General features: G+C 38.0%; 18 protein-coding genes. 12 read left to right on the top strand and 6 right to left on the bottom strand.

The features are described 5' to 3' along the window. Positions 1-158: 158 nt before the first annotated feature. Complete coding sequence (locus O0931_RS12885; protein ID WP_269415987.1) at positions 159-1,979, bottom strand: sensor histidine kinase; 1,821 nt, start codon at positions 1,977-1,979, stop codon at positions 159-161. A gap of 221 nt (positions 1,980-2,200) precedes the next feature. Continuing rightward, the gene (locus tag O0931_RS12880) at positions 2,201-2,569 is read right to left on the bottom strand and encodes a DUF3127 domain-containing protein (RefSeq protein WP_269415986.1); all 369 of its coding nucleotides are present in this window, start codon (positions 2,567-2,569) and stop codon (positions 2,201-2,203) included. A 72-nt stretch (positions 2,570-2,641) separates the two neighbouring features. On the opposite strand from O0931_RS12880, the gene O0931_RS12875 reads away from it, so the two are divergent. The 8 genes from O0931_RS12875 to O0931_RS12840 all read left to right on the top strand — a co-directional run bounded on the left by O0931_RS12875 (position 2,642) and on the right by O0931_RS12840 (position 10,647). Next, a complete protein-coding gene (locus O0931_RS12875) occupies positions 2,642-3,826 on the top strand; it encodes a THUMP domain-containing class I SAM-dependent RNA methyltransferase (RefSeq protein WP_269416267.1) in 1,185 nt (394 codons plus the stop codon). A 133-nt stretch (positions 3,827-3,959) separates the two neighbouring features. Next, complete coding sequence (locus tag O0931_RS12870; protein ID WP_269415985.1) at positions 3,960-4,241, top strand: helix-turn-helix domain-containing protein; 282 nt, start codon at positions 3,960-3,962, stop codon at positions 4,239-4,241. Between the two features lie 69 nt (positions 4,242-4,310). Then, complete coding sequence (locus O0931_RS12865; protein ID WP_269415984.1) at positions 4,311-4,955, top strand: HD domain-containing protein; 645 nt, start codon at positions 4,311-4,313, stop codon at positions 4,953-4,955. A 385-nt stretch (positions 4,956-5,340) separates the two neighbouring features. Then, on the top strand, positions 5,341-6,600 hold the full coding sequence (locus tag O0931_RS12860) for a putative DNA modification/repair radical SAM protein (RefSeq protein WP_269415983.1): 1,260 nt from the start codon (positions 5,341-5,343) through the stop codon (positions 6,598-6,600). Between the two features lie 93 nt (positions 6,601-6,693). Beyond that, on the top strand, positions 6,694-7,458 hold the full coding sequence (locus tag O0931_RS12855; protein ID WP_269415982.1) for a TIGR03915 family putative DNA repair protein: 765 nt from the start codon (positions 6,694-6,696) through the stop codon (positions 7,456-7,458). Between the two features lie 33 nt (positions 7,459-7,491). Beyond that, positions 7,492-8,517, top strand: coding sequence for a sensor histidine kinase (locus O0931_RS12850; protein ID WP_269415981.1), 1,026 nt, complete (start codon positions 7,492-7,494; stop codon positions 8,515-8,517). Between the two features lie 465 nt (positions 8,518-8,982). Beyond that, on the top strand, positions 8,983-9,624 hold the full coding sequence (locus O0931_RS12845; protein ID WP_269415980.1) for a DUF47 domain-containing protein: 642 nt from the start codon (positions 8,983-8,985) through the stop codon (positions 9,622-9,624). Between the two features lie 12 nt (positions 9,625-9,636). Beyond that, complete coding sequence (locus O0931_RS12840; RefSeq protein WP_269415979.1) at positions 9,637-10,647, top strand: inorganic phosphate transporter; 1,011 nt, start codon at positions 9,637-9,639, stop codon at positions 10,645-10,647. Between the two features lie 180 nt (positions 10,648-10,827). Here the strand turns inward: O0931_RS12840 and O0931_RS12835 are convergent, their stop codons facing one another. Both O0931_RS12835 and O0931_RS12830 read right to left on the bottom strand, forming a co-directional pair. Beyond that, positions 10,828-12,114, bottom strand: coding sequence for a carboxypeptidase-like regulatory domain-containing protein (locus O0931_RS12835; protein WP_269415978.1), 1,287 nt, complete (start codon positions 12,112-12,114; stop codon positions 10,828-10,830). Further along, a complete protein-coding gene (locus O0931_RS12830; RefSeq protein ID WP_269415977.1) occupies positions 12,107-12,685 on the bottom strand; it encodes an RNA polymerase sigma factor in 579 nt (192 codons plus the stop codon). Before O0931_RS12830 ends, O0931_RS12835 begins: the two co-directional genes overlap by 8 nt. 103 nt (positions 12,686-12,788) lie before the next feature. Here O0931_RS12830 and O0931_RS12825 point away from each other — a divergent pair, with 103 nt between their 5' ends. The 4 genes from O0931_RS12825 (at position 12,789) to O0931_RS12810 (ending at position 17,830) form a co-directional block, all read left to right on the top strand. Then, on the top strand, positions 12,789-14,705 hold the full coding sequence (locus O0931_RS12825; protein ID WP_269415976.1) for a vWA domain-containing protein: 1,917 nt from the start codon (positions 12,789-12,791) through the stop codon (positions 14,703-14,705). Continuing rightward, the gene (locus tag O0931_RS12820) at positions 14,692-15,450 is read left to right on the top strand and encodes a DUF4197 domain-containing protein (RefSeq protein ID WP_269415975.1); all 759 of its coding nucleotides are present in this window, start codon (positions 14,692-14,694) and stop codon (positions 15,448-15,450) included. Before O0931_RS12825 ends, O0931_RS12820 begins: the two co-directional genes overlap by 14 nt. A gap of 172 nt (positions 15,451-15,622) precedes the next feature. Continuing rightward, on the top strand, positions 15,623-16,855 hold the full coding sequence (locus O0931_RS12815) for a DEAD/DEAH box helicase (protein WP_269415974.1): 1,233 nt from the start codon (positions 15,623-15,625) through the stop codon (positions 16,853-16,855). Positions 16,856-16,918: 63 nt separating this feature from the next. Beyond that, positions 16,919-17,830, top strand: coding sequence for an AEC family transporter (locus tag O0931_RS12810; protein ID WP_269415973.1), 912 nt, complete (start codon positions 16,919-16,921; stop codon positions 17,828-17,830). 401 nt (positions 17,831-18,231) lie between these two features. Here the strand turns inward: O0931_RS12810 and O0931_RS12805 are convergent, their stop codons facing one another. Beyond that, positions 18,232-19,659 (bottom strand): L-serine ammonia-lyase, encoded by a 1,428-nt coding sequence (locus O0931_RS12805; RefSeq protein ID WP_269415972.1) that lies wholly within the window; start codon positions 19,657-19,659, stop codon positions 18,232-18,234. Between the two features lie 59 nt (positions 19,660-19,718). Then, positions 19,719-20,378, bottom strand: coding sequence for an MgtC/SapB family protein (locus O0931_RS12800; protein ID WP_269415971.1), 660 nt, complete (start codon positions 20,376-20,378; stop codon positions 19,719-19,721). Between the last annotated feature and the right edge of the window lies 1 nt (position 20,379).

Here is a 20,379-nt window from a genome sequence, read left to right as displayed (position 1 = left end):
AGCGCTTACGCTAAAGGTTTGATTCTGATTAAGCATCATGGTTTAATATAAGTTAGATACAATAAATTAATTATCCAGCTATATTAATTAAATTGTACCTGCGAATATGAAATGTATCGATAAAGCCCCTTTTTGTACCGACAGTTAATTTGCCCCTTTTATAAAGGCAAAGCGATTTCAAAAGTTGTCCCCCTATCTTTTTCACTGCTTACTTTTATCGTACCGTTCAGCTTTTTAATAATATCCTGTACATAATTCAATCCGAGTCCGAAACCTTTTACATCGTGTAAGTTACCTGTAGGCACCCTGTAAAACTGATCGAATATCCGTTTAGCATGTTCTTTACTCATGCCAATTCCATTATCGGCAATTTCGATGATTAAATTTTTACCTACATTTTTTGTAGAAATGGTTATTTCCGGAACTTCTTTACTGTACTTATTGGCGTTATCAATTAAATTATAAAGCACATTCGAAAGGTGAAGTTCATCGCCAAAAACAACAGCATTTTCCGCGTCAGTATTAATATTTAAAACAGCATTTTTCTTTTGTAGCTGAAGGCTCATACTATCCAGAACAATCATAATTAAATCATTCATATCCACCTCGGTATTTTCCAGTTGCAGCTCGCCTTTTTCTAAACGGGCAACACTTAAAACACGCTCTATGTGGCTTCCAAGCCTGACATTTTCGTCGTAGATAATTCCGGCGAGTCTTTTTAGCCTGGCTTTATCTTCGGTAACTTCCGGATCTTTAAGCGCCTCACTTGCAATCATAATTGTAGCTACAGGCGTTTTAAATTCGTGCGTCATGTTGTTAATAAAATCCGTTTTCATTTCAGAGATTTTCTTTTGCTTTAAAATCGCATACAACGTATAACTGAATATAAAAACAAGCACTAGTAAAAGGCCCACAGAAGATGCAAGTGTTGCACCTAAATTACCCACAATAGCTGAATTCTTATCTGGAAAATTTACCTCCAAAATGCCCGGGTCACGGAATAAATCATTGCTGAAAAGTGTTGTTCTATACGTATTTTTGGGTAAAAATGTTTGTTGGGGATAAGAAGCCTGTAAATAGAGTACCGAATCTTTTTGAGCAAGCTTAACTCTAAAATTATAGCGCTGCGTAATATTATGATCTAAAAAAGATTTTTTGAGCGTTTCTTGTAATGATGCAAAATTAATTCTGTTTGCAAGTGGAACATTCTTTTCAGTCATCTCCTTTGCAACATCTTCCAGTAAATTATATCCTGTTTTGTAAGGCAAAGTGTCTTTTCCCAAAGCAGTTATTTTAAGCTCCAACTGCCTTTTTGCGATGTCATCTTCACGCTTAAACTTCTTTACCAAATCATCAGAAATTTTTGGCAACCCCAAAAATAAAGGCCTGCCGGTAGAAGGTTCAAAAACCTGGTAACGAATTGTATCTGGTAAATTTTGCGGTGTTCTAAAGTCAAATGTTTTTGCATCAGGTGAAGCAAATTTGGATCGCAGACTAATTCCTCTTACTTTATAGTTAACATCAACAAAGGCATTAAACTGCAAATCTAAACTCGATTTACCACCAGGCGATAGTGAAACATATTCACTTTCACTGATTACCTTTGGCGCAGCATAAGAAGCTCTTATTAAACTATCCTGCTGGTTTAGATACCTTTCCATTTCGTTCTCCCGCTCCGCCTGTCGTAAATCGGCTGCTTCGGCAAACTGTTGCCTGAGGTCTTTTATATCGAGTTGCCTTTGCCTTAAGTCCTGGCTTCGTTTTATCTTGTTCTCAATATCTTTTCTATTGATTCTATCCGCAGCATTAAGTCGCTGGAGCTTATTTACAACCGAGGTGAGTGTTTGGTTTACCTGTTCATCAAAAAGTTGTGATTTTAGTTTGTAAGCTTCCCGGATGTAATACAGCTGCATTACAAAAACACCCAGTAAAGCCACCGTCATAAGTACGGTAATAAACCAAAAACTTTTTTTCTTCATTAAATCCGCTTGTATGAATAGCGTGCGATTAGTAACACCATCTACCCTCAAAAAACCAATAGCATGTAAAAATACTTAATAACATACTGATGTGTATGTATTTAACATAATTTAACAGCAAGATTGCCCAAACTTCGGAAGTTTAGCCTGCGTACAAAAAAAATGCCGGAAAATTTTCCGGCATTGGTTCAAAATTGTTTGCTTAAAAAAGAATCTTTATTTTAGAAAGGTAAATCATCATCTTCGCCTGGTGTACTGCTTACATCAGCAGGTGCTGCATAAGCCGGAGTTGCTGCTGCCGGTGCACCAGCTGCAATTGCATTAATTCTCCAGATAACCAGGCTATTAAAATAGGATGTTTTCCCTGTTTTGTCTGTCCATGGGCGACCACGTAAATTAAAGAATACTTCAACCTCATCGCCTGCTTTAAAACTGTCTAATAATGCCGCCTTATCTTGCAAAGCCTCAAAACGAATGTATTCAGGATATGTTGGATTTTCTGCGTATTCTACTATTAAATCGCGTTTTTTAAACGTTTCACTTACTTGTTGTGTGGCACCTACTTCGTGTACTTTTCCTTTAATTTCCATATCAAATACTACTTAATTGTACTATAAAGATCAAATCTCTATAATTTTATTGATAACTTCGCATATAATATGATGCAAGTTTTCCACAATAAAAGCAAGGTAATTATTACCTGCAATAAACGTCTTTCGCCTTATCTGCAAGAAGAAGTTACCAGTCTGGGTTACAACATAGAAAGTGTTTTTGCAACCGGCATAATGTTGAATATAACCCTTACAGAGTGCATTAAGCTGAATTTGAACCTGCGTTGCGCAAGTCAGATTTTATATTCGATAAAAAGTTTTAAGGCTGTTACACCTGATGATTTGTACCGGGAAATTTCGGCCATAGAATGGGAAGAATTAATCGATTTTACGGGTTACTTTTCTGTAAAATCCAATGTGGATAATCCAAACATCACGACGCCTCTTTTTGCCAATTTAAAAGTAAAAGATGCAATCGTAGACCGCTTAAAAGAAAAAAAAGGAATCCGTCCGAATTCGGGTTCTGATGCGAATAAAACAGTTATTCATTTATATTGGAAAAATGCTGAAGCGGATGTTTTTATAGATACTTCCGGCGAAACCCTAGCCAAACATGGTTACCGGAAAATCCCGGGCAAGGCACCAATGTTAGAGGCACTGGCTTCCGGTGTAATTTATGCCACCCAGTGGGATAAAAAATCGCCGTTTATCAATCCGATGTGCGGTTCCGGAACTTTAGCTATTGAGGCTGCCCTGATTGCCACTAACCGGGCACCTGGTTTATACCGCATGAATTATGGCTTTATGCATATTATAGGCTATAATGAAGAAGTATTTTTTGCTGAACGCAGAATTTTAAAAGACCAGGTCATAAAAAATATCGATTTAAAAATTGTGGCTTCAGATATTTCGGAAGATGCCGTTGAAGTTACCCGAAGAAATGCAAAAACAGCCGGTGTCGATACTTTGATTGACTTCCAGGTATGCGATTTCGAATTAACCCCGGTTCCGGATGATGGAAGAGGTGTTGTGGTATTTAATCCCGAATATGGAGAACGACTAGGCGTTCATAGCAAATTGGAGCTAACCTATAAACGCATGGGCGATTTCATGAAAAAAGAATGTAAAGGCTATACTGGTTATATTTTTACAGGAAATCCGGATTTGGCAAAGAAAATTGGATTAAAGGCTTCTAAAAAAGTTGAATTTTACAATGGTAAGCTCGATTGCCGTTTACTGGAATATGAACTTTACGATGGAAGCAGAAGACCTCCTTTAACTGCAGTAACAGAATAAACACTTACTAATATTTACCTTCCTGGTAAACTTAAATCTACATGTAGGCAGTGTTATTGCAGAAAGTAACTTTTTAAAATCCTTTTAGGAATAATTTTCGTTTATAATACTATTAAGTACAAAAATCCTCACTATGGAAGATCTATTAGCTTTAAAAACGAAGAATGTAGCCGGGAATATTAGAAAAATTAGAGAATATAGAGATTACACTCAAGATTATCTGGCGGCGAAATTAAAAATATCGCAAAATGCTTACAGCAAAATTGAATTGGGTTACAGTAAATTAACCATTGAGCGTTTGTTTCAAATTGCATCAATCATCGATATTGATGTAACGCATTTGCTTACACTTGACCATAAAGAATTAATTAAAAATCTTTCAGAAAATGAAGAAGCAGTAGCGGCTCATAAATAAGAATTGTTAAGGTTTTAAATTGATTGCTTTTTCCTGCATTTTTTATAATTTCTTTAATAATTTTATCAAATGCAGGAACTTATAAAAGCAACTATAGATTTCGTAAAGAAAACCCTCGAAAATGCTGAAGCAGGGCATGATTGGTTTCATATCGAACGTGTTTACAAAACGGCATTGACCATTAATGAAATAGAGGCAGGAGATAAACTGGTGATTGCTTTAGCAGCACTTCTGCACGATATTGCAGACCCTAAATTTAATGATGGTAATGAAGAACTGGGACCAAATGTAGCAGAAGCATTTTTAACATCAATAGCCGTAGATACAGAAACCATCTCGCATGTGAAACTGATTATTCAAAACATGTCTTTCAAAAACAGTTTTGATAAACAAGCCTTTTCATCAAAAGAAATGCAGATAGTTCAGGATGCCGACAGGCTTGATGCCATTGGCGCAATTGGTATTGCCCGTGCTTTTACCTACGGGGGTTTTAAAAACAGGGTGCTGTATGATCCCTCAATCAAGCCGGCGCAACATACGTCGAAGGAAACCTATAAAAACACAACGGCACCCACAATTAATCATTTTTACGAAAAACTACTTTTGCTGAAAGATAAGATGAATACGGACAAAGGGAAACAAATGGCATTGGAAAGGCATAATTTTATGGTTAATTATCTCGAACAATTTTATAGCGAGTGGGAAGGGAAATAAATCAGATAAGATAGCTCTCAAACTCTCTATTTTCTATCGGTTGGTACCTCACCAACCGACATTTTGAATTACAAAGCATTTTAGCAAGTATTCTGAAAAGTTTTTTTGGCTGGTTAAATACATTAAAGGCGATTTCCCTGTCATTTAGGCAACCCATAATCGTTTATAAATTTTAAATCACGGAATAATAATCAGGTTTAATTTCAAACACCCTGTTCGGCAAATATTACAGAGTTGTTCAGTAGAAATAGAACCCGAAACAATCGAAAAATAAATCCTTACAGTACCGGGCGCATAGCTAATATTCTTAAAACGAATAGCATTTATACGATGTTGTGCTAATATTTTTAGTTTTTAAACTATATTTGTTAGCAAACACTTCCCTATGTCGTTTGATAGAATTCGTGAAAAATTAAATATTCTGGCTGATGCTGCAAAGTACGATGTATCATGCTCCTCCAGTGGCGGAACCAGAAAAAATGATGGTAAAGGACTTGGCGATAGCCATAGTTCCGGAATTTGCCATACCTATACTGAAGATGGCCGGTGCGTCTCTTTATTAAAAATTCTTTTAACCAATCATTGTATTTACGACTGCCTTTTTTGTGTATCAAGAAAAAGCAATGATGTAAAACGCGCTGCTTTTACGGTTGATGAAGTAGTAGAATTAACGATGAATTTCTATCGCAGAAATTATATTGAGGGTCTTTTTTTAAGTTCGGGGATTTTCAAGAATGCTGATTTTACGATGGAGCGTTTGCTGCTGGTTTGTAAAAAGCTTAGGCTGGAGCAAAATTATAATGGTTACATTCACCTGAAAACAATCCCCGGGGCCAGCGATGAATTAATAAAGGAAGCGGGTTTATATGCCGATCGGATGAGTATTAATTTAGAAATGCCAACAGAAGCCGGACTGAAACTTTTAGCACCGGAAAAGAGCCATGAAGATGTAATTAAACCACTTGCATTTGTTCAGCAAAACATTACACAATTCGCAGAAGACAAAAAGTTAATCAAACACATTCCAAAATTTGTTCCGGCAGGCCAGAGTACACAAATGGTTATTGGCGCTACGCCCGAAAGTGATAAGGATATCATGTATACAGCTAATGCCTTCTATAAAAATTTCTCTTTAAAACGTGTTTATTATTCGGGCTATGTTCCGATTAGTAACGACTCGCGAATGCCGGTATTGGGTACACAACCACCGCTCCTGCGGGAAAACAGGTTATATCAAACCGACTGGTTAATGCGCTTTTATGGTTTTAAAGTACAGGAGATTTTGAATGATGCAAACCCAAATCTTGATGTAGATATCGATCCAAAATTAAGCTGGGCCATAAGGAACATGCAGCATTTTCCGGTTGATGTTAATAAAGCAGATTACAGAATGATTCTGCGTATCCCGGGCATTGGTGTAATGTCTGCACAAAAAATTGTTCAGGCCAGAAAATTTGGAAAGTTAAGAATTGACCAACTAAAGAAAATTGGTGTTGCTTATAATCGGGCGAAACATTTTATTACCTGTGCTGATAGCCCCATTCAATTAAAAGATTACCAGGGTACACAAATTAAAGCTTTTATTCTGGCCGAAAGTCAGAGCAAATATTTAAAAACAGATAGTAACCAAATGATTCTTTTTTAAAATTATGCCTGTCATCTACAAAGATTTTGCTTCGCAGAGACTTCGTATTCTCCACTTCGGACGAAATGTCGGATAATATTAAACCATCTTTAAATGACTTACATTTTTGATAGTTCTTTACCCGGTCTGTTAACTGCAGTTTTTGAATGGTTTGAACGCAAACCTGGAAAGGTTGTGCTTAAATCAGTCGAAATGTTTCAACCTGAAGCTTTTGCAGAAAGTTTAACCATAACGACAAATACGGAAAAGGCAGACCGGGTTTGGCTGGGCTTACAGAAAAAGCTAAAAAAAGAGTGGTTGCGTAAATTTTATTGTTCGTACTTATCTGAAATCCCCGAGGCTTACAACCATCTTTTTCAGTTTACAATTTATATTTTCCAGAATAAAATGGGCGCAGAGGCAAATTATGGGAACGACCATGTAATGGCTTTATCCAAATATGCCAGGAGCGTAGAGCGTGAAAAACATAGAATGGAAGCATTTATCCGCTTTCAGCACACGGCCGACGGCATTTTCTACACGGGCGTTGATCCTGATTTTAATGTATTGCCGCTCATATCAAATCATTTTAAAAACCGTTATGCCGACCAGCAATGGATTATTTACGATTTAAAACGAAAATACGGCTTGCATTATAATTTGACTACAGTAGAAGAAATCACAATAGATTTTACAAACGGTGTAAACAGTAAAAATCCGGAGGCCATTTTACTGGATAATAAGGAAGAATTATATGCTGTGTTGTGGAAAGATTATTTTAAAAGCGCCAATATCGTAGCCCGTAAAAACACAAAGCTACACGTAAGGCATGTCCCTAAAAGGTATTGGAAATATTTGACGGAAAAACAGGTGAATTAACTTAGCATTAACATAAAACCACTAAATTGCAGCATGAAATTAAGTGTGCTGGTTCTATTCACTGCCCTTGCCGTTGCCCTTTCTATTGGCATGGTTAACTTTTATTTTCAACACAGCTGGTATTATCTTGCCATTTCTTTCGGTGTTTCCTTTTTAAGTAGTTTTCTGGTTTTCTATTATTTGCTGGAGAAATACATTTACACCAAAATCAAGCTGATTTACAAGCTGATTCACAATTTAAAATTGGGGAAAGATTTAAAAGATGCGCTTGGTGAATATGTAAGTTCAGATCCGATTAACGATGTGGAGCAGGAAGTAAAAGAGTGGGCCGGTGCAAAAAAAAAGGAAATTGATTTGCTTAAAAAGCAAGAGCAGTTCCGCAGGGAATTTCTTTCGAATGTATCTCACGAATTTAAAACACCGCTTTTTGCCATTCAGGGCTATATAGAAACGCTACAGGATTGCCTGGAAGACGATCCCGAAATGGCAATTAAATTTTTGAAAAAAGCAGAAAACAATGTTGAGCGTTTGAGTTACCTGATTAACGACTTAGATGTAATTGCAAAATTGGAAACCGGCGAGGCGCCTATTGACTACCAAAAATTTGATTTTGTTCAGCTGGCGAAAGATGTAATGGAAAACCTGGAAGACAGGGCAAAATCAAAACACATCAAGCTTTTTTTTAAAGATAAATATACCGCTGTTACCCTAGTAAATGCCGACAGGGAAAAAATTCGACAGGTATTAATTAATTTAATGGTAAACAGCATTAAATATGGAATCGAAAATGGCGAAACAGCTATTAAAATTTTTGAGCTTCACGATCAGTTCTTAATTGAAGTGACCGATAATGGTATTGGTATTGAAGAGAAACATCTTTCCAGATTATTTGAACGGTTTTACCGCATCGATACGCACAGGGCAAGGGAAGTTGGGGGAACCGGCTTGGGCCTGGCTATTGTAAAACATATTTTAGAAGCGCACCAGCAAACGATTTCCGTACGCAGCACACCTGGGATAGGAACAACATTTGCTTTTACATTACAAAAAATCGGGTAGTTTTTTATTAACCGCAAAGAATGCGAAGTTAGGTGAAGGGAATTCACCACAAAGCGCACAGCGGCAGGTTAGGGTTTTAATGGCTCGTTTTCTTGAAAATAGTCATTGAGAGGAAGCATGACGAAGCAATCTATTTTGCTAAAAGACTGTTCGTACCCCGCATCCGACAGCTATTGCATGACGATGGCTTTATTTGAGTATATAATTTTCCCAAGAATATTTTACCTGAGTTCTTAAACCCGATAAGAGCGGCAGCCTCCAAATTTTTCGTGAGGGCTATAGCGTTTAACGGGGCTGCTGTTGCCGAAGAACCAGATCAGCAGGTTTTCAAATTTTACTCATTCCTAATCAAACAGTTAAAATGAATAATTGATGACCTGGCGACAAGACAATTCCTTAATATAATTAACAACTTAACATTAACTTAACATTGAGCGTGTAGCTTTGTAACATATTAAAATTAACATGAACAATATTTTTAAGTTCTTTACGCCTCAAGATAAAAAGTTTCATCCTCTTTTTGAGCAAGCAGGCAGCAACGCATTAAAAATTGCTGAAACGCTTTTAGAAATGGTTAGCACCGCTGATGCAGAAAGCAGAAAAGCCATATTTAAAGAAATTGAACGCTTAGAGCATGTGGGTGATGATATTACCCATTCAATTTTCTTAGAATTAAGCAGAAACTTTATTACACCTTTTGACCGGGAAGACATTCACCAACTGGCTACGGCTGTTGATGATGTTGCCGATTATATTTACGGAACGGCAAACCGTATGCAGATGTATAACATGAATACCATTAACGAGCCGATTGTAAAAATTGCTGAACTTCTGGTAGAAATGTGTACCGATATTGATAAAGCAATTAAAGAATTACGCAGTTTCAAAAATATCCGTGTTATTGCGGATGCATGTATCCGGATTAACAGTGGTGAAAATCAGGCCGATTATGTATTTACATTAGCCGTTGCCCGTTTATTTGAATATGAAACTAATGCTATTGAATTAATCAAACAAAAAGAGGTTTTACAAACAATAGAGAAAGCAACAGACAAGTGCGAAGACGTGGCTAATGTGCTTGAAACGATTTTGGTTAAAAACGCTTAATAAAACACAAACATGGTAACTACCTTATTGGTTGTTGTTGTAATTCTGGCTATTGCTTTCGATTACATTAATGGCTTCCACGATGCCGCTAATTCGATTGCAACGGTTGTTTCTACAAAAGTTCTTACGCCTTTTCAGGCGGTTTTATGGGCTGCGCTTTTCAATTTTGCTGCCTACTTTTACTTTACCGATCATAAAGTGGCCAATACGGTTGCTAAAACAGTAATTGAAAATTACATTACTTTAGAAGTTATTCTTGCCGGTTTAGTGGCTGCAATTATCTGGAACCTGTTAACCTGGTGGTATGGCATTCCTTCCAGTTCATCTCATACACTTATCGGTGGTTTCGCCGGTGCGGGTATGACACATGCTTTACTTACAGGTGCCAGTCCGCTGGATGCCGTAAATATGTCATACGTGGTTAAAATTGTATCATTTATTGTACTTGCGCCCGTTATAGGTATGGTAATTTCTGTTGTAATTACCTTAATAATTATTAACATCTGCAGGTATGCAAAACCAGCAACGGCAGAGAAATGGTTTAAACGGTTACAACTTTTATCATCTGCGGCACTGAGTTTCTTTCACGGTGGTAATGATGCACAAAAAGTTATGGGTATTATCGCAACTGCTTTAATTGCATCGAAAGTTATTCCGGATTTCGAAGCCCTGCCGGCCTGGGTACCCATTGCCTGTTACTCTGCAATTTCTTTAGGCACAATGAGCGGTGGCTGGAAAATAGTGAAAACAATGGGTTCTAAAATTACCAAGGTAACCGCACTTGAAGGTGTTGCTGCTGAAACGGCCGGCGCTGTAACACTGGGTATTACAGAGCATTTTGCAATTCCCGTTTCTACAACGCATACAATAACAGGATCGATTGTTGGAGTGGGTTTAGTGAAAAGTGTTTCTGCAGTTCGTTGGGGTGTAACCATCAACTTAATCTGGGCATGGATTTTAACCATCCCGGTTTCGGCTACCCTAGCGGCAATTATTTATGCCGGTATTTATTATTTCAAGTAACAACAAAATTCTTAAATACATTTAGAGACTAAGGCAGATTGCTTTAGTCTTTTTTGTTTAACCGTATAGCAAAGCTGTTTTTAACACATTTGAATTATCGCCTAAAACACCTTGATTCAACGAAGAAAGACTTGTATTTTCATTTGAAGCTACTGCCTTTGCGTATACTTTGCGGTTAAACTAAAATTTAACACTCATTTCAACCAGGTCGTTTCCGTTTTTAGGTAAAACCCAGTCAGGACCGGTATCAATAAGTCTTTTAGCCTCAGCATCGGCTTTTTTATTCAGCGATTTTATAACCAAAATATTTGCTGGCCGCCCGTTTTTCTTAACTTTAAAACGTACAACAACATATTGTGCAGGACCTTTAGGATTATATAATCTATTGTTGTTTTCAAGGTATTGATCGTAATTTATCGTTGAAACAGGTACGGGTTTAGTGATTTCGCCTTTGGCCCTATCCAGATCTTCAACAGCATTTAAAACAATTTTTTTCGGTGTAATGGCTTCCTTTTTACGCCCGTTAGACCCTGTAATTAACGCAATTTCATTTAAAGATTTATCGCCACTCAAAGCCATACGAATTGCGTCAGGGTTTGTCGCAATTACCTTATCATTAAAACCCTGTGCTTTAATTAAAATTTCCTTGTCTTTATCCGCGCTATCAACGGGTAGCGTAAAAAAACCAGCCGCATTTGTTGCAGTTACCGCTTTCGAGTTTTCTAACTTCACAACTGCTCCCTGTACGGGCTTGCCTGTTTCGGAAACAACATTGCCGCTGTAAATCAAATTGCTTCCCGAACTTTGGGTTGCCGCCGAAACAACTACTTCATTCAAGTCGCTACGTTCACCAGGCTGGGTCGCAATCGGCGCAGCTTTGGCCTTTTTTAAGGTCGTATATTCTATATCTATCTTTTTCGCCTCAGATTCTTTCTCCGCATTTTTAATTACAGGAACTTGTCTGGCATTTTTGGCTAAATCACCGGTTTTGGCGTCAGCAATTGCTTTATCTATAAAGGCAGATTTAGAAACTTCATTTGCCCTCACGGCAGAATCTTCTTGTTTAGGCGTATCAGACGCAACGGTATTTGTAGAATCTAAATGAACAATAACGCCCTGCGATTTTCTGGCAGCAATCTCCGCATTTTTACGGTTCGTTTCCCGCATAAAAAACAAGATACTTACCGCTATAAATGCTACAGTGGCCGTTGCAGCAATGCTTAAGCGCTGTGTGGTAATGCCCCACATTTTACGCCTAATCGGTTTTTCAGAAATCCTATCGTAAAGTTGTTTTTGTAAAATAGAAAGCGTTTGTTTACGCTTTGGCGATTGGCGCAAACCCTCAAGTGCCTCGGCAACAAAAGGGTCGTCTAAGGCCTGCCTTTCTACAAAGTGCATACCTTTAGCATCAAGCTTACCATCAAGATAATCTTCCAGTACATCAATATCTAACCAATCGTTATTCACTGCTATTTTTCTCTATACAAATCTTTAAATTCCGCTTCCCATTCTGGATGTAACTCTTTACCTTCAGTATATCGTAGCCGGTCATATCGGCCACTTCCTTATAGCATTTTTCCTGCAAATAAAATAAATCTACACTTTTCCGCTGTTCTTCAGTTAATGTTTCCATACACTTTTCCATAATGGTCAGCTGCGTTTCTTTTGTGTTGTCTATATCCAGATGCACAAACTCACTGTTTTCCACAAAAGTATCGTCTATTGAAACGTTATTTTGTTTCGCAGATTTCCTTAACTCCATCAAACAATGATTTCTTGTAAGTACATGTAACCAACTTTTAAAGTTCTGCACCTCATATATTTTGAGTTTTGTTACCAGTTCCTCAAAAATCTGCATTACGGCATCTTTACTTAACTCTTCATCTTTAAAATAATTAAGGCAAACCCCGAAAACCAAATGCATGTATTTGTTATAGAGTGTACCCAATGTGTCTAAACTGCCGGTATTTTTATACGCCGCAATTAAGTCTGCATCTTCTTGCCGGTTATTTCCAGCTGTATTCTTTATAAACTTCAAAAATAGGGTCGCTAAGACAAATTATCTTTCAAGTATAAAAAATATTTTCGAGTATAAATATGGAAAAGACTATGTAACGACATCATCATTAAAAATCAAGATTATGAAAAAGTTACTTTTATCTTTAATTACTATAATTATCCTGGCAAGTTTTAAGCCGGCTACAACACGTATTATCACGGGCATTGTAACAGATGGAATAAATGCATTACCCGGAGTTTCGGTAGCAGGCAACTACAGCAAACAAGTTGTAGTTACGAATTCAAAAGGGGCGTTCAGCTTACGATTATCTGAAAAAGATACAGAACTCAGGGTATCTTGTATTGGTTTTACAACCCAATTTATTAAAATTGGTACGCGCAATAAAATCTCTATTAATCTGATTGCAGATGCGAAATCGCTTAATGATGTTGTCATAGTTGGTTACGGTATGCAGCGTAAGGTTTCAATGACAGAATCGGTGTCTACCGTTTATGATTATGCAGCTGCTCCTCTACAGGGGCGGGTTGCAGGGATATCCGTAAATAAAGTCAAAGGTTCAAATACCAATTTAATCCGTAACGATGAGAGTTATGCTTCTGTTAATGAGAATACTTTTCATAAGGTTAAAAACGAGCCGCTTTCTACATTTTCTATAGATGTTGATGCCGCTTCTTACACCAACATCAGAAGGTTTATAAATGGCGGTAATCTTCCGCCGGCAGATGCCGTTAGAATAGAAGAGATGATTAATTATTTTGACTATGATTATAATCAGCCAGGCGGAAATGATCCGGTAAATATTATTACTGAAATCGCACCTGCTCCATGGAACAATAAACATAAGCTGGTTCAGATTGGCCTACAGGCAAAAACGATTCCAACGGTTAATTTACCCGCATCTAACCTGGTTTTTCTTATAGATGTTTCCGGATCAATGAATGATTCAAATAAATTGCCCTTACTGGTATCTTCTTTTAAATTGTTAACGGATCAGTTAAGGGCAAAAGATAAAGTTGCAATCGTTGTTTATGCCGGCAATTCAGGTATTGTTTTACCTGCAACCAGCGGCGATGAAAAAACGAAAATTAAAGATGCACTCGATAAGTTAAGTGCAGGCGGTTCTACAGCCGGCGGCGAAGGAATTGAACTTGCTTATAAAATTGCAGGTGAAAACTTTGTAAAAGGCGGTAATAACCGGGTGATCTTAGCAACAGACGGCGATTTTAACGTAGGGGCGAGTAGCGATGCGGAGATGCAGAAATTAATCGAAGCTAAAAGGAAAAGTGGTATATTCTTAACCGTTTTAGGTTATGGAATGGGTAATTATAAAGACAGTAAAATGGAAATTCTTGCCGACAAAGGAAATGGCAATTATGCTTATATCGATAATTTAACGGAAGCGAGAAAAGTGCTGGTTAACGAGTTTGGCGGAACTTTATTTACTGTTGCTAAAGATGTTAAACTGCAAATAGAATTTAATCCATCTAAGGTCCAGTCGTACCGATTAATTGGCTATGAAAATCGTTTGTTAAATAAAGAAGATTTTAACGATGATAAAAAAGATGCCGGTGAAATTGGCTCGGGCCACACCGTTACCGCGCTTTATGAAATTGTTCCCGTAGGCGTAAAAGATGATTTATCCGGTTCCGTTGATGAATTAAAATATCAGAAGACCAGCCAATTAAAATCAACTGACTCAGAAGAAATCTTAAACGTTAAACTTCGCTATAAAGAACCGAACGGCGCTAAAAGCAAGTTACTGGTCAAAGGAATTTATGATAATGCCTTAGGTTTTAATGCAACCAGCGATAACTTCAGGTTTGCCGCTGCAGTTGCAGCGTTTGGTATGATTTTAAGAAAATCCCCTTTCAAACAAAATGCTACCTTTGAGCAGGTAATTACTTTAGCTGAAAATGCGAAAGGCAAAGACAAAGAAGGTTACCGTTCTGAATTTTTAAGCCTGGTAAAATCAGCTAAACTAATGGCAAAGGATTTGCTTAGCATAAAAGATAAACTCATAATGAATGAAGAAAATTAACATTCTACCTGCATCCCTGGCATTAATATTATTTACGAACCTGAATGTGAATGCTCAAATAAAACTGAGCGACATTTTTAAAAAAGTTACAGAAAAAACCACAACAACGAATGCAACCGGCACGCCAACAACCTTAGAAATCGGACAAGGAATTAAAGAAGCTTTACAAATCGGCGTATCTGCCGGTGCAGACAGGCTCTCGGCTAAAGATGGTTTTTTAGGTAATTTGGCCGTTAAAATCTTAATGCCTCCGGAAGCGCAAAAAGTAGAAAAAACTTTACGCAGCATTGGTTTAAACAAACTTTGCGATAATGTGATTGTAAGTTTGAACCGCGCTGCAGAAGATGCCGCTACCGAGGCTAAACCCATTTTTATATCTGCCATTAAACAGATGACTTTAACGGATGCAACAAACATTCTTTTAGGCAATAAAAATGCAGCAACTGAATATTTCAAACGCGTAACCACACCTCAACTGATGCAAAAATTCAGTCCGATTGTAACCACAAGTTTAAATAAAGTAAACGCAACGAAATATTACAGCGATTTAACTGCGCAATACAATAGGCTGCCTTTAGTAAAACCCGTAAACACCAATTTAACGGAATACGTTACACAAAAAGCAATAGAAGGTTTGTTTGTGGAGGTTGCAAAAGAAGAGCTGAAAATCAGAGATAATTTCAGTTCCCGCAGTTCTACGCTATTGCAAAAAGTATTTGGCTACGCCGATAAGAAAAAGCGTTAAAAGATGGAAAATGGACGATGGGCAATGAATGATGGATGATGGAAATGGAAATTCGAGGTTAACAGATTTAAATTGAATACTACATTTCGATCGTTTAAAACTGATATTCAAATCATGTTTGCTATTCGACGTATTTTAAGGTACTTTTGCTAAAATACATAAACATAACAGATTGAATTTTAACGACTTTAATTTTAACCCCGATTTACACGAAGGCCTGATGGCAATGGGGTATAAAAGCGCTACCCCGATACAAGAACAAGCTATACCGGTAATTTTAAACAACCATGATCTTATTGCCTGTGCGCAAACAGGCACAGGAAAAACAGCCAGTTACCTTTTACCGGTAATGGACAAGATTAGCAGGGCTACCGAAAGGCATAATAATACTTTAATTTTAGCGCCAACCCGTGAACTGGCCCAACAGATTGATTTACAGGTTGAGGCATTGGCTTACTTCACCAATATCAGCTCGCTTGCAGTTTATGGTGGTGGCGATGGCATTGCTTACGAACAACAAAAACGTTCGATGCGTGACGGTGTGGATATCATTATTGCAACACCAGGGCGGTTAATGGCCCACTTATCTTCCGGTGTGTTGAAGCTGGAACATTTACAGCATTTAATTTTGGATGAGGCCGACAGAATGTTAGACATGGGTTTCTATGATGATATTATGCGCATTGTAAGTTACCTGCCTAAGAAAAGGCAAACCCTTCTGTTTTCGGCTACAATGGCCCCGAAAATCAGGAAAATGGCCGGTTCCATTTTAAATGAACCACAGCAGATAACCATTTCTATCGCAAAACCCGCAGAAGGAATCGACCAGCAGGCCTATAATATTCACGACCAGCAAAAACAGGCTTTATTAACAGATATTTTTAAAGACGAAACCTATAAAAGTGCTATTATTTTTGCTTCAACAAAAGAAAAAGTTAAAGCTTTATACAAGACTTTTAAAAGCTTAGGCATTAAAGCGGATGCATTCCATTCCGATTTAGGGCAAAAAGAGCGTGAAGATATTTTACTTGCTTTTAAAAACAGAAGGTTGCCAATCATAATCGGAACCGATGTTTTATCGCGTGGAATTGATGTGGAGGGTGTGGATCTGGTTATTAATTATGATGTTCCCGGCGACCCTGCAGATTACGTTCATAGAATCGGCCGAACAGCGCGGGCAGCAACAAAAGGAACCGCAATTACCCTGGTTAACGGAAGAGATAAACGTAAATTTGATAATATTGAGAAACTGATTGAAAAGGAAGTTCCCCGGATGACTTTGCCAGAGCATATTGCAACAATGGACATTACGCATGTGGAGGAAAAAAGACCACAGCACCCAAGGAATAACGGCAAGAAAAAGGTTTGGCATAAGAAAAAACCAAAACCAAGCAACCAGGGTTAACCTTATTAAACGCCAATAGAATTTCTGATTGGCGTTTTCTTTTATCGCTATCTTTGCAAATCAATGGCAAATTTCATTTTAATCGGTTTGTGTATCCTGGCGGGAATGCTGTTTCGCAAGGGTAAAAGCCTTCCAAAAGATGCACACAAAGGCATTAACGCCTGGATTATCTACATCGCACTTCCTGCCGTTTCATTTAAATACCTACCGCACATTACCTGGACAAAGGATTTATTGTTTCCGGCATTTGCGCCGATCTGCATTTGGATATCCGGCTGGTTTATCATTACGCTGTATTCAAAACTCAGCAACATCAGCCGGGCAACTTTCGGTGGTTTAAAGCTGGTGAGTTCGCTGAGCAACACTTCATTTATTGGCTTCCCATTAATAATAGCGTATTTCAGCGAAAAAGAACTTGCTATTGCAATTATTTGCGATCAGGTTACATTTGCCTTATTATCTACCATTGGGATAATCGTGGCGATACGTTCTTCACAACAACAAAAACTCAGCGCAAAATTAGTACTAAGTAAAGTATTAACTTTTCCTCCATTAATTGGCTGTGTTTTAGCGTTGATTTTACCTCGATACCTGGATTTATCTCCTTTAGCAATTTTATTCGATAAACTTGCCGGAACGGTTGGTCCGCTCGCATTATTTTCTATCGGCTTACAATTAAAATTTGGTGGTTGGTTTAATGAAATCAAGCACATCAGCTTCGCTTTATTCTACAAATTGATTTTAGCCCCACTTTTGGTTTTGGTAATTGCTTTATTATTAGGGATGAACGGGATGATAACTAAAATAACTATTTTCGAAATGGCAATGCCAACGCTGCTCACAGCAGGAGTAGTCGCCGATCAATATAATCTGAATCCCAAAGTGTCCAATTTAGTGGTTGGGATTGGGATATTATTATCGTTTATTACAACTGGACTTTGGTGGTTGGTGCTGACTTATTCCGGTTTAATTTAACCATAAAGAAAGTGAAGCTCATTAACCACAAAGACACGAAGCACATAAAGTATAAAAAGCTGATAATATACTTAAATTCAAACCTTTCACAGGCTGAAGTTTCTAAGCTAGCCAGGGTGTCTTAGGTGGTGAAATCACAAAAGCATTAACCACAAAGACACGAAGCACAGAAAAGTTAATAAGATAACTTAAATTCAAACCCTTTACAGACTGAAGTTTCTAAGGTAAGCTAGGGTGTCTTAGGTGGTGAATTCACGAAAAAGCGAAGCTCATTTAACCACAAAGACACGAAGCACAAAAAGTATAGAAAAGCTAATAATATACTTAAATTCACCCCTTTTACAGGCTGAAGGTTTCTTATATGAACTAAGGTTTCGATGTTGATACAATTTAACAGTTAACTAACACTCCGGCAAGCTAATCGGAATATTTGTTGCCAAACCACCATCTGATGTTTCTTTGTATTTGGCATTCATATCCAGCGCCGTTTCCCACATGGTATTTACAACGGCATCTAAACTTACTTTTGCTTTATCCGGATTACTTTGTAGAGCCAACTGACTCGCAGTAATTGCTTTTATGGCGCCCATGGTATTTCTTTCAATACAAGGAATTTGAACCAGACCACCTATTGGGTCGCAGGTTAAGCCCAGATGATGTTCCATGGCAATTTCTGCAGCCATTAAAACCTGTCGCTGAGAACCGCCCAAACATTCTGTTAATGCTGCAGCGGCCATCGCCGAAGAAACTCCGATTTCAGCCTGGCACCCCCCCATTGCCGCCGATATGGTTGCCCCCTTTTTGAAAATACTACCCACTTCAGAAGCACAAGCGATAAACTGAATGATTTTATCTTCAGCATAACCGTCGCAGAAAGTGATAAAATATTGTAAAACGGCCGGAATTACGCCTGCGGCGCCATTTGTTGGTGCAGTTACTACCCGACCAAAGGAAGCATTTTCTTCGTTAACAGCCAGCGCAAAGCAACTTACCCAATCTAAAATATAATTAAAGCCATTGCCACCTTTCCTTATGGCTTCAACCCATGAGGTATAGTCGTGGTATTCACTTTTACCTATCAAACGTTTATTTAGCGGGAAGGCCCTGCGGGCAACATCCAATCCGCCAGGCAAGAAGCCAGTAGTATGGCAACCGCGGTAAATGCAATCTCTCATTACTGCAAAATGCTGAAGAATCCCTGCTTTGGTTACCGATTCAGGTCGCCATGCAGTTTCATTTTCCATTACAATTTCGCTTACTTTTAACCCGGTCGACAGGCACCAGTGTAAAAGCTCTTTTGCTTTCTCTACAGGAAAAGGTAAATCAACTTGTACTTTTTGGCTATTATCTTCACCCTCCTTTACCACAAAACCACCGCCAATTGAATAATAGGTTTCGGAAAAAGCTTTGCCGTTTTTTAAGAAGGCCTGAAAGGTAACTGCATTAGGATGAAAGGGCAGACTTTCGGCGAAAAGAAAAAGCAAATCGTTATTGTGGTCAAAGTCGATGGTTAAACACCCTGCCAGATTAAGTTTTTTATCTTTTTGAATGGCTTCAAAAGTTGGCGTAACGGCATCAACATCAAAGGTTACGGGATCTGCACCTGTTAATCCCAATAAAATGGCAACATCAGTTCCGTGGCCCTTACCGGTTTTTGCAAGTGAACCATAAAGCAATATTTTTACCTGCTCTACAGCGTCCAAAAGATTATTTTTTTGAAGTGAGGCGGTAAATTGTTGGGCAGCACGCCAGGGGCCAAGTGTATGCGAACTCGACGGGCCAATGCCTATCTTAAAAATATCGAAAACTGAAATTTGCTCTTTAATCATGAATCAGGTTAGTTATACAAAGCTATGATTTGTTTAATGGATTATTCAATGGAATAACTTTAAAAATCAAACTCTATAATTTCATCATCCTTTAACATCTGCTCTACAAATTTTTTGTGGTTTTTTGGCGTTCCGGTTGCTATCCAGTTTCCGGTAATAACGTTATTGACCAGTTGATGTTTTCCTCGTTGGGGTTTAAGCTTGTTCTCCCTGAAAACTTCCTCATAGCTTTCTAAATCGCCGTGCGCATGTTGTTTCTTAACAATTCTATAAATGCGTTTTGTGAACCGACGGTCGCCGATTTCCTCTAAAAAAGGAAAAATAATTAAGGCTAAAAGCACTACGCCAGTTACACCAATTGCCTGCTCGTAATAGCCTGAACCTACGGCCATCCCAATTGCTGCCACTATCCAGATGATACAAGCCGTTGTTAAACCTTTAACGCGGTTTTCTTCTTTAAAAATTACACCCGCGCCCAAAAAACCAATGCCGGTAACAATGTTTGATGCAATTCTATCCTGGCTGGTCGGCCCGATTTTAATGGATAATATGGTAAACAAAGTTGCGCCTAAACCAATCATCATCATGGTTTTTAAACCTGCAGATTTGCTTCTGTATTCCCGTTCCGCACCAATTAAGCCACAAAGTAACGTAGCTAAAAGAAATTTATTGACTTCACTTTGTGTAATAAAATGGCTGTTATCTAAAATATCATTCATT

Source organism: Pedobacter rhodius, assembly GCF_027213645.1.
GTDB lineage: Bacteria > Bacteroidota > Bacteroidia > Sphingobacteriales > Sphingobacteriaceae > Pedobacter > Pedobacter rhodius.
Note: the sequence above shows the minus strand (reverse complement) of the source record. Positions and strands in the feature narration are given on the sequence as shown.

Excerpts from the sequence above, each read along its gene's own strand:
- O0931_RS12885 (WP_269415987.1), bottom strand. The coding sequence starts at position 1,979 with ATGAAGAAAAAAAGTTTTTGGTTTATTACCGTACTTATGACGGTGGCT.
- O0931_RS12880 (WP_269415986.1), bottom strand. The coding sequence starts at position 2,569 with ATGGAAATTAAAGGAAAAGTACACGAAGTAGGTGCCACACAACAAGTA.
- O0931_RS12875 (WP_269416267.1), top strand. The coding sequence starts at position 2,642 with ATGCAAGTTTTCCACAATAAAAGCAAGGTAATTATTACCTGCAATAAA.
- O0931_RS12870 (WP_269415985.1), top strand. The coding sequence starts at position 3,960 with ATGGAAGATCTATTAGCTTTAAAAACGAAGAATGTAGCCGGGAATATT.
- O0931_RS12865 (WP_269415984.1), top strand. The coding sequence starts at position 4,311 with ATGCAGGAACTTATAAAAGCAACTATAGATTTCGTAAAGAAAACCCTC.
- O0931_RS12860 (WP_269415983.1), top strand. The coding sequence starts at position 5,341 with ATGTCGTTTGATAGAATTCGTGAAAAATTAAATATTCTGGCTGATGCT.
- O0931_RS12855 (WP_269415982.1), top strand. The coding sequence starts at position 6,694 with ATGACTTACATTTTTGATAGTTCTTTACCCGGTCTGTTAACTGCAGTT.
- O0931_RS12850 (WP_269415981.1), top strand. The coding sequence starts at position 7,492 with ATGAAATTAAGTGTGCTGGTTCTATTCACTGCCCTTGCCGTTGCCCTT.
- O0931_RS12845 (WP_269415980.1), top strand. The coding sequence starts at position 8,983 with ATGAACAATATTTTTAAGTTCTTTACGCCTCAAGATAAAAAGTTTCAT.
- O0931_RS12840 (WP_269415979.1), top strand. The coding sequence starts at position 9,637 with ATGGTAACTACCTTATTGGTTGTTGTTGTAATTCTGGCTATTGCTTTC.
- O0931_RS12825 (WP_269415976.1), top strand. The coding sequence starts at position 12,789 with ATGAAAAAGTTACTTTTATCTTTAATTACTATAATTATCCTGGCAAGT.
- O0931_RS12820 (WP_269415975.1), top strand. The coding sequence starts at position 14,692 with ATGAAGAAAATTAACATTCTACCTGCATCCCTGGCATTAATATTATTT.
- O0931_RS12810 (WP_269415973.1), top strand. The coding sequence starts at position 16,919 with ATGGCAAATTTCATTTTAATCGGTTTGTGTATCCTGGCGGGAATGCTG.
- O0931_RS12805 (WP_269415972.1), bottom strand. The coding sequence starts at position 19,659 with ATGATTAAAGAGCAAATTTCAGTTTTCGATATTTTTAAGATAGGCATT.
- O0931_RS12800 (WP_269415971.1), bottom strand. The coding sequence starts at position 20,378 with ATGAATGATATTTTAGATAACAGCCATTTTATTACACAAAGTGAAGTC.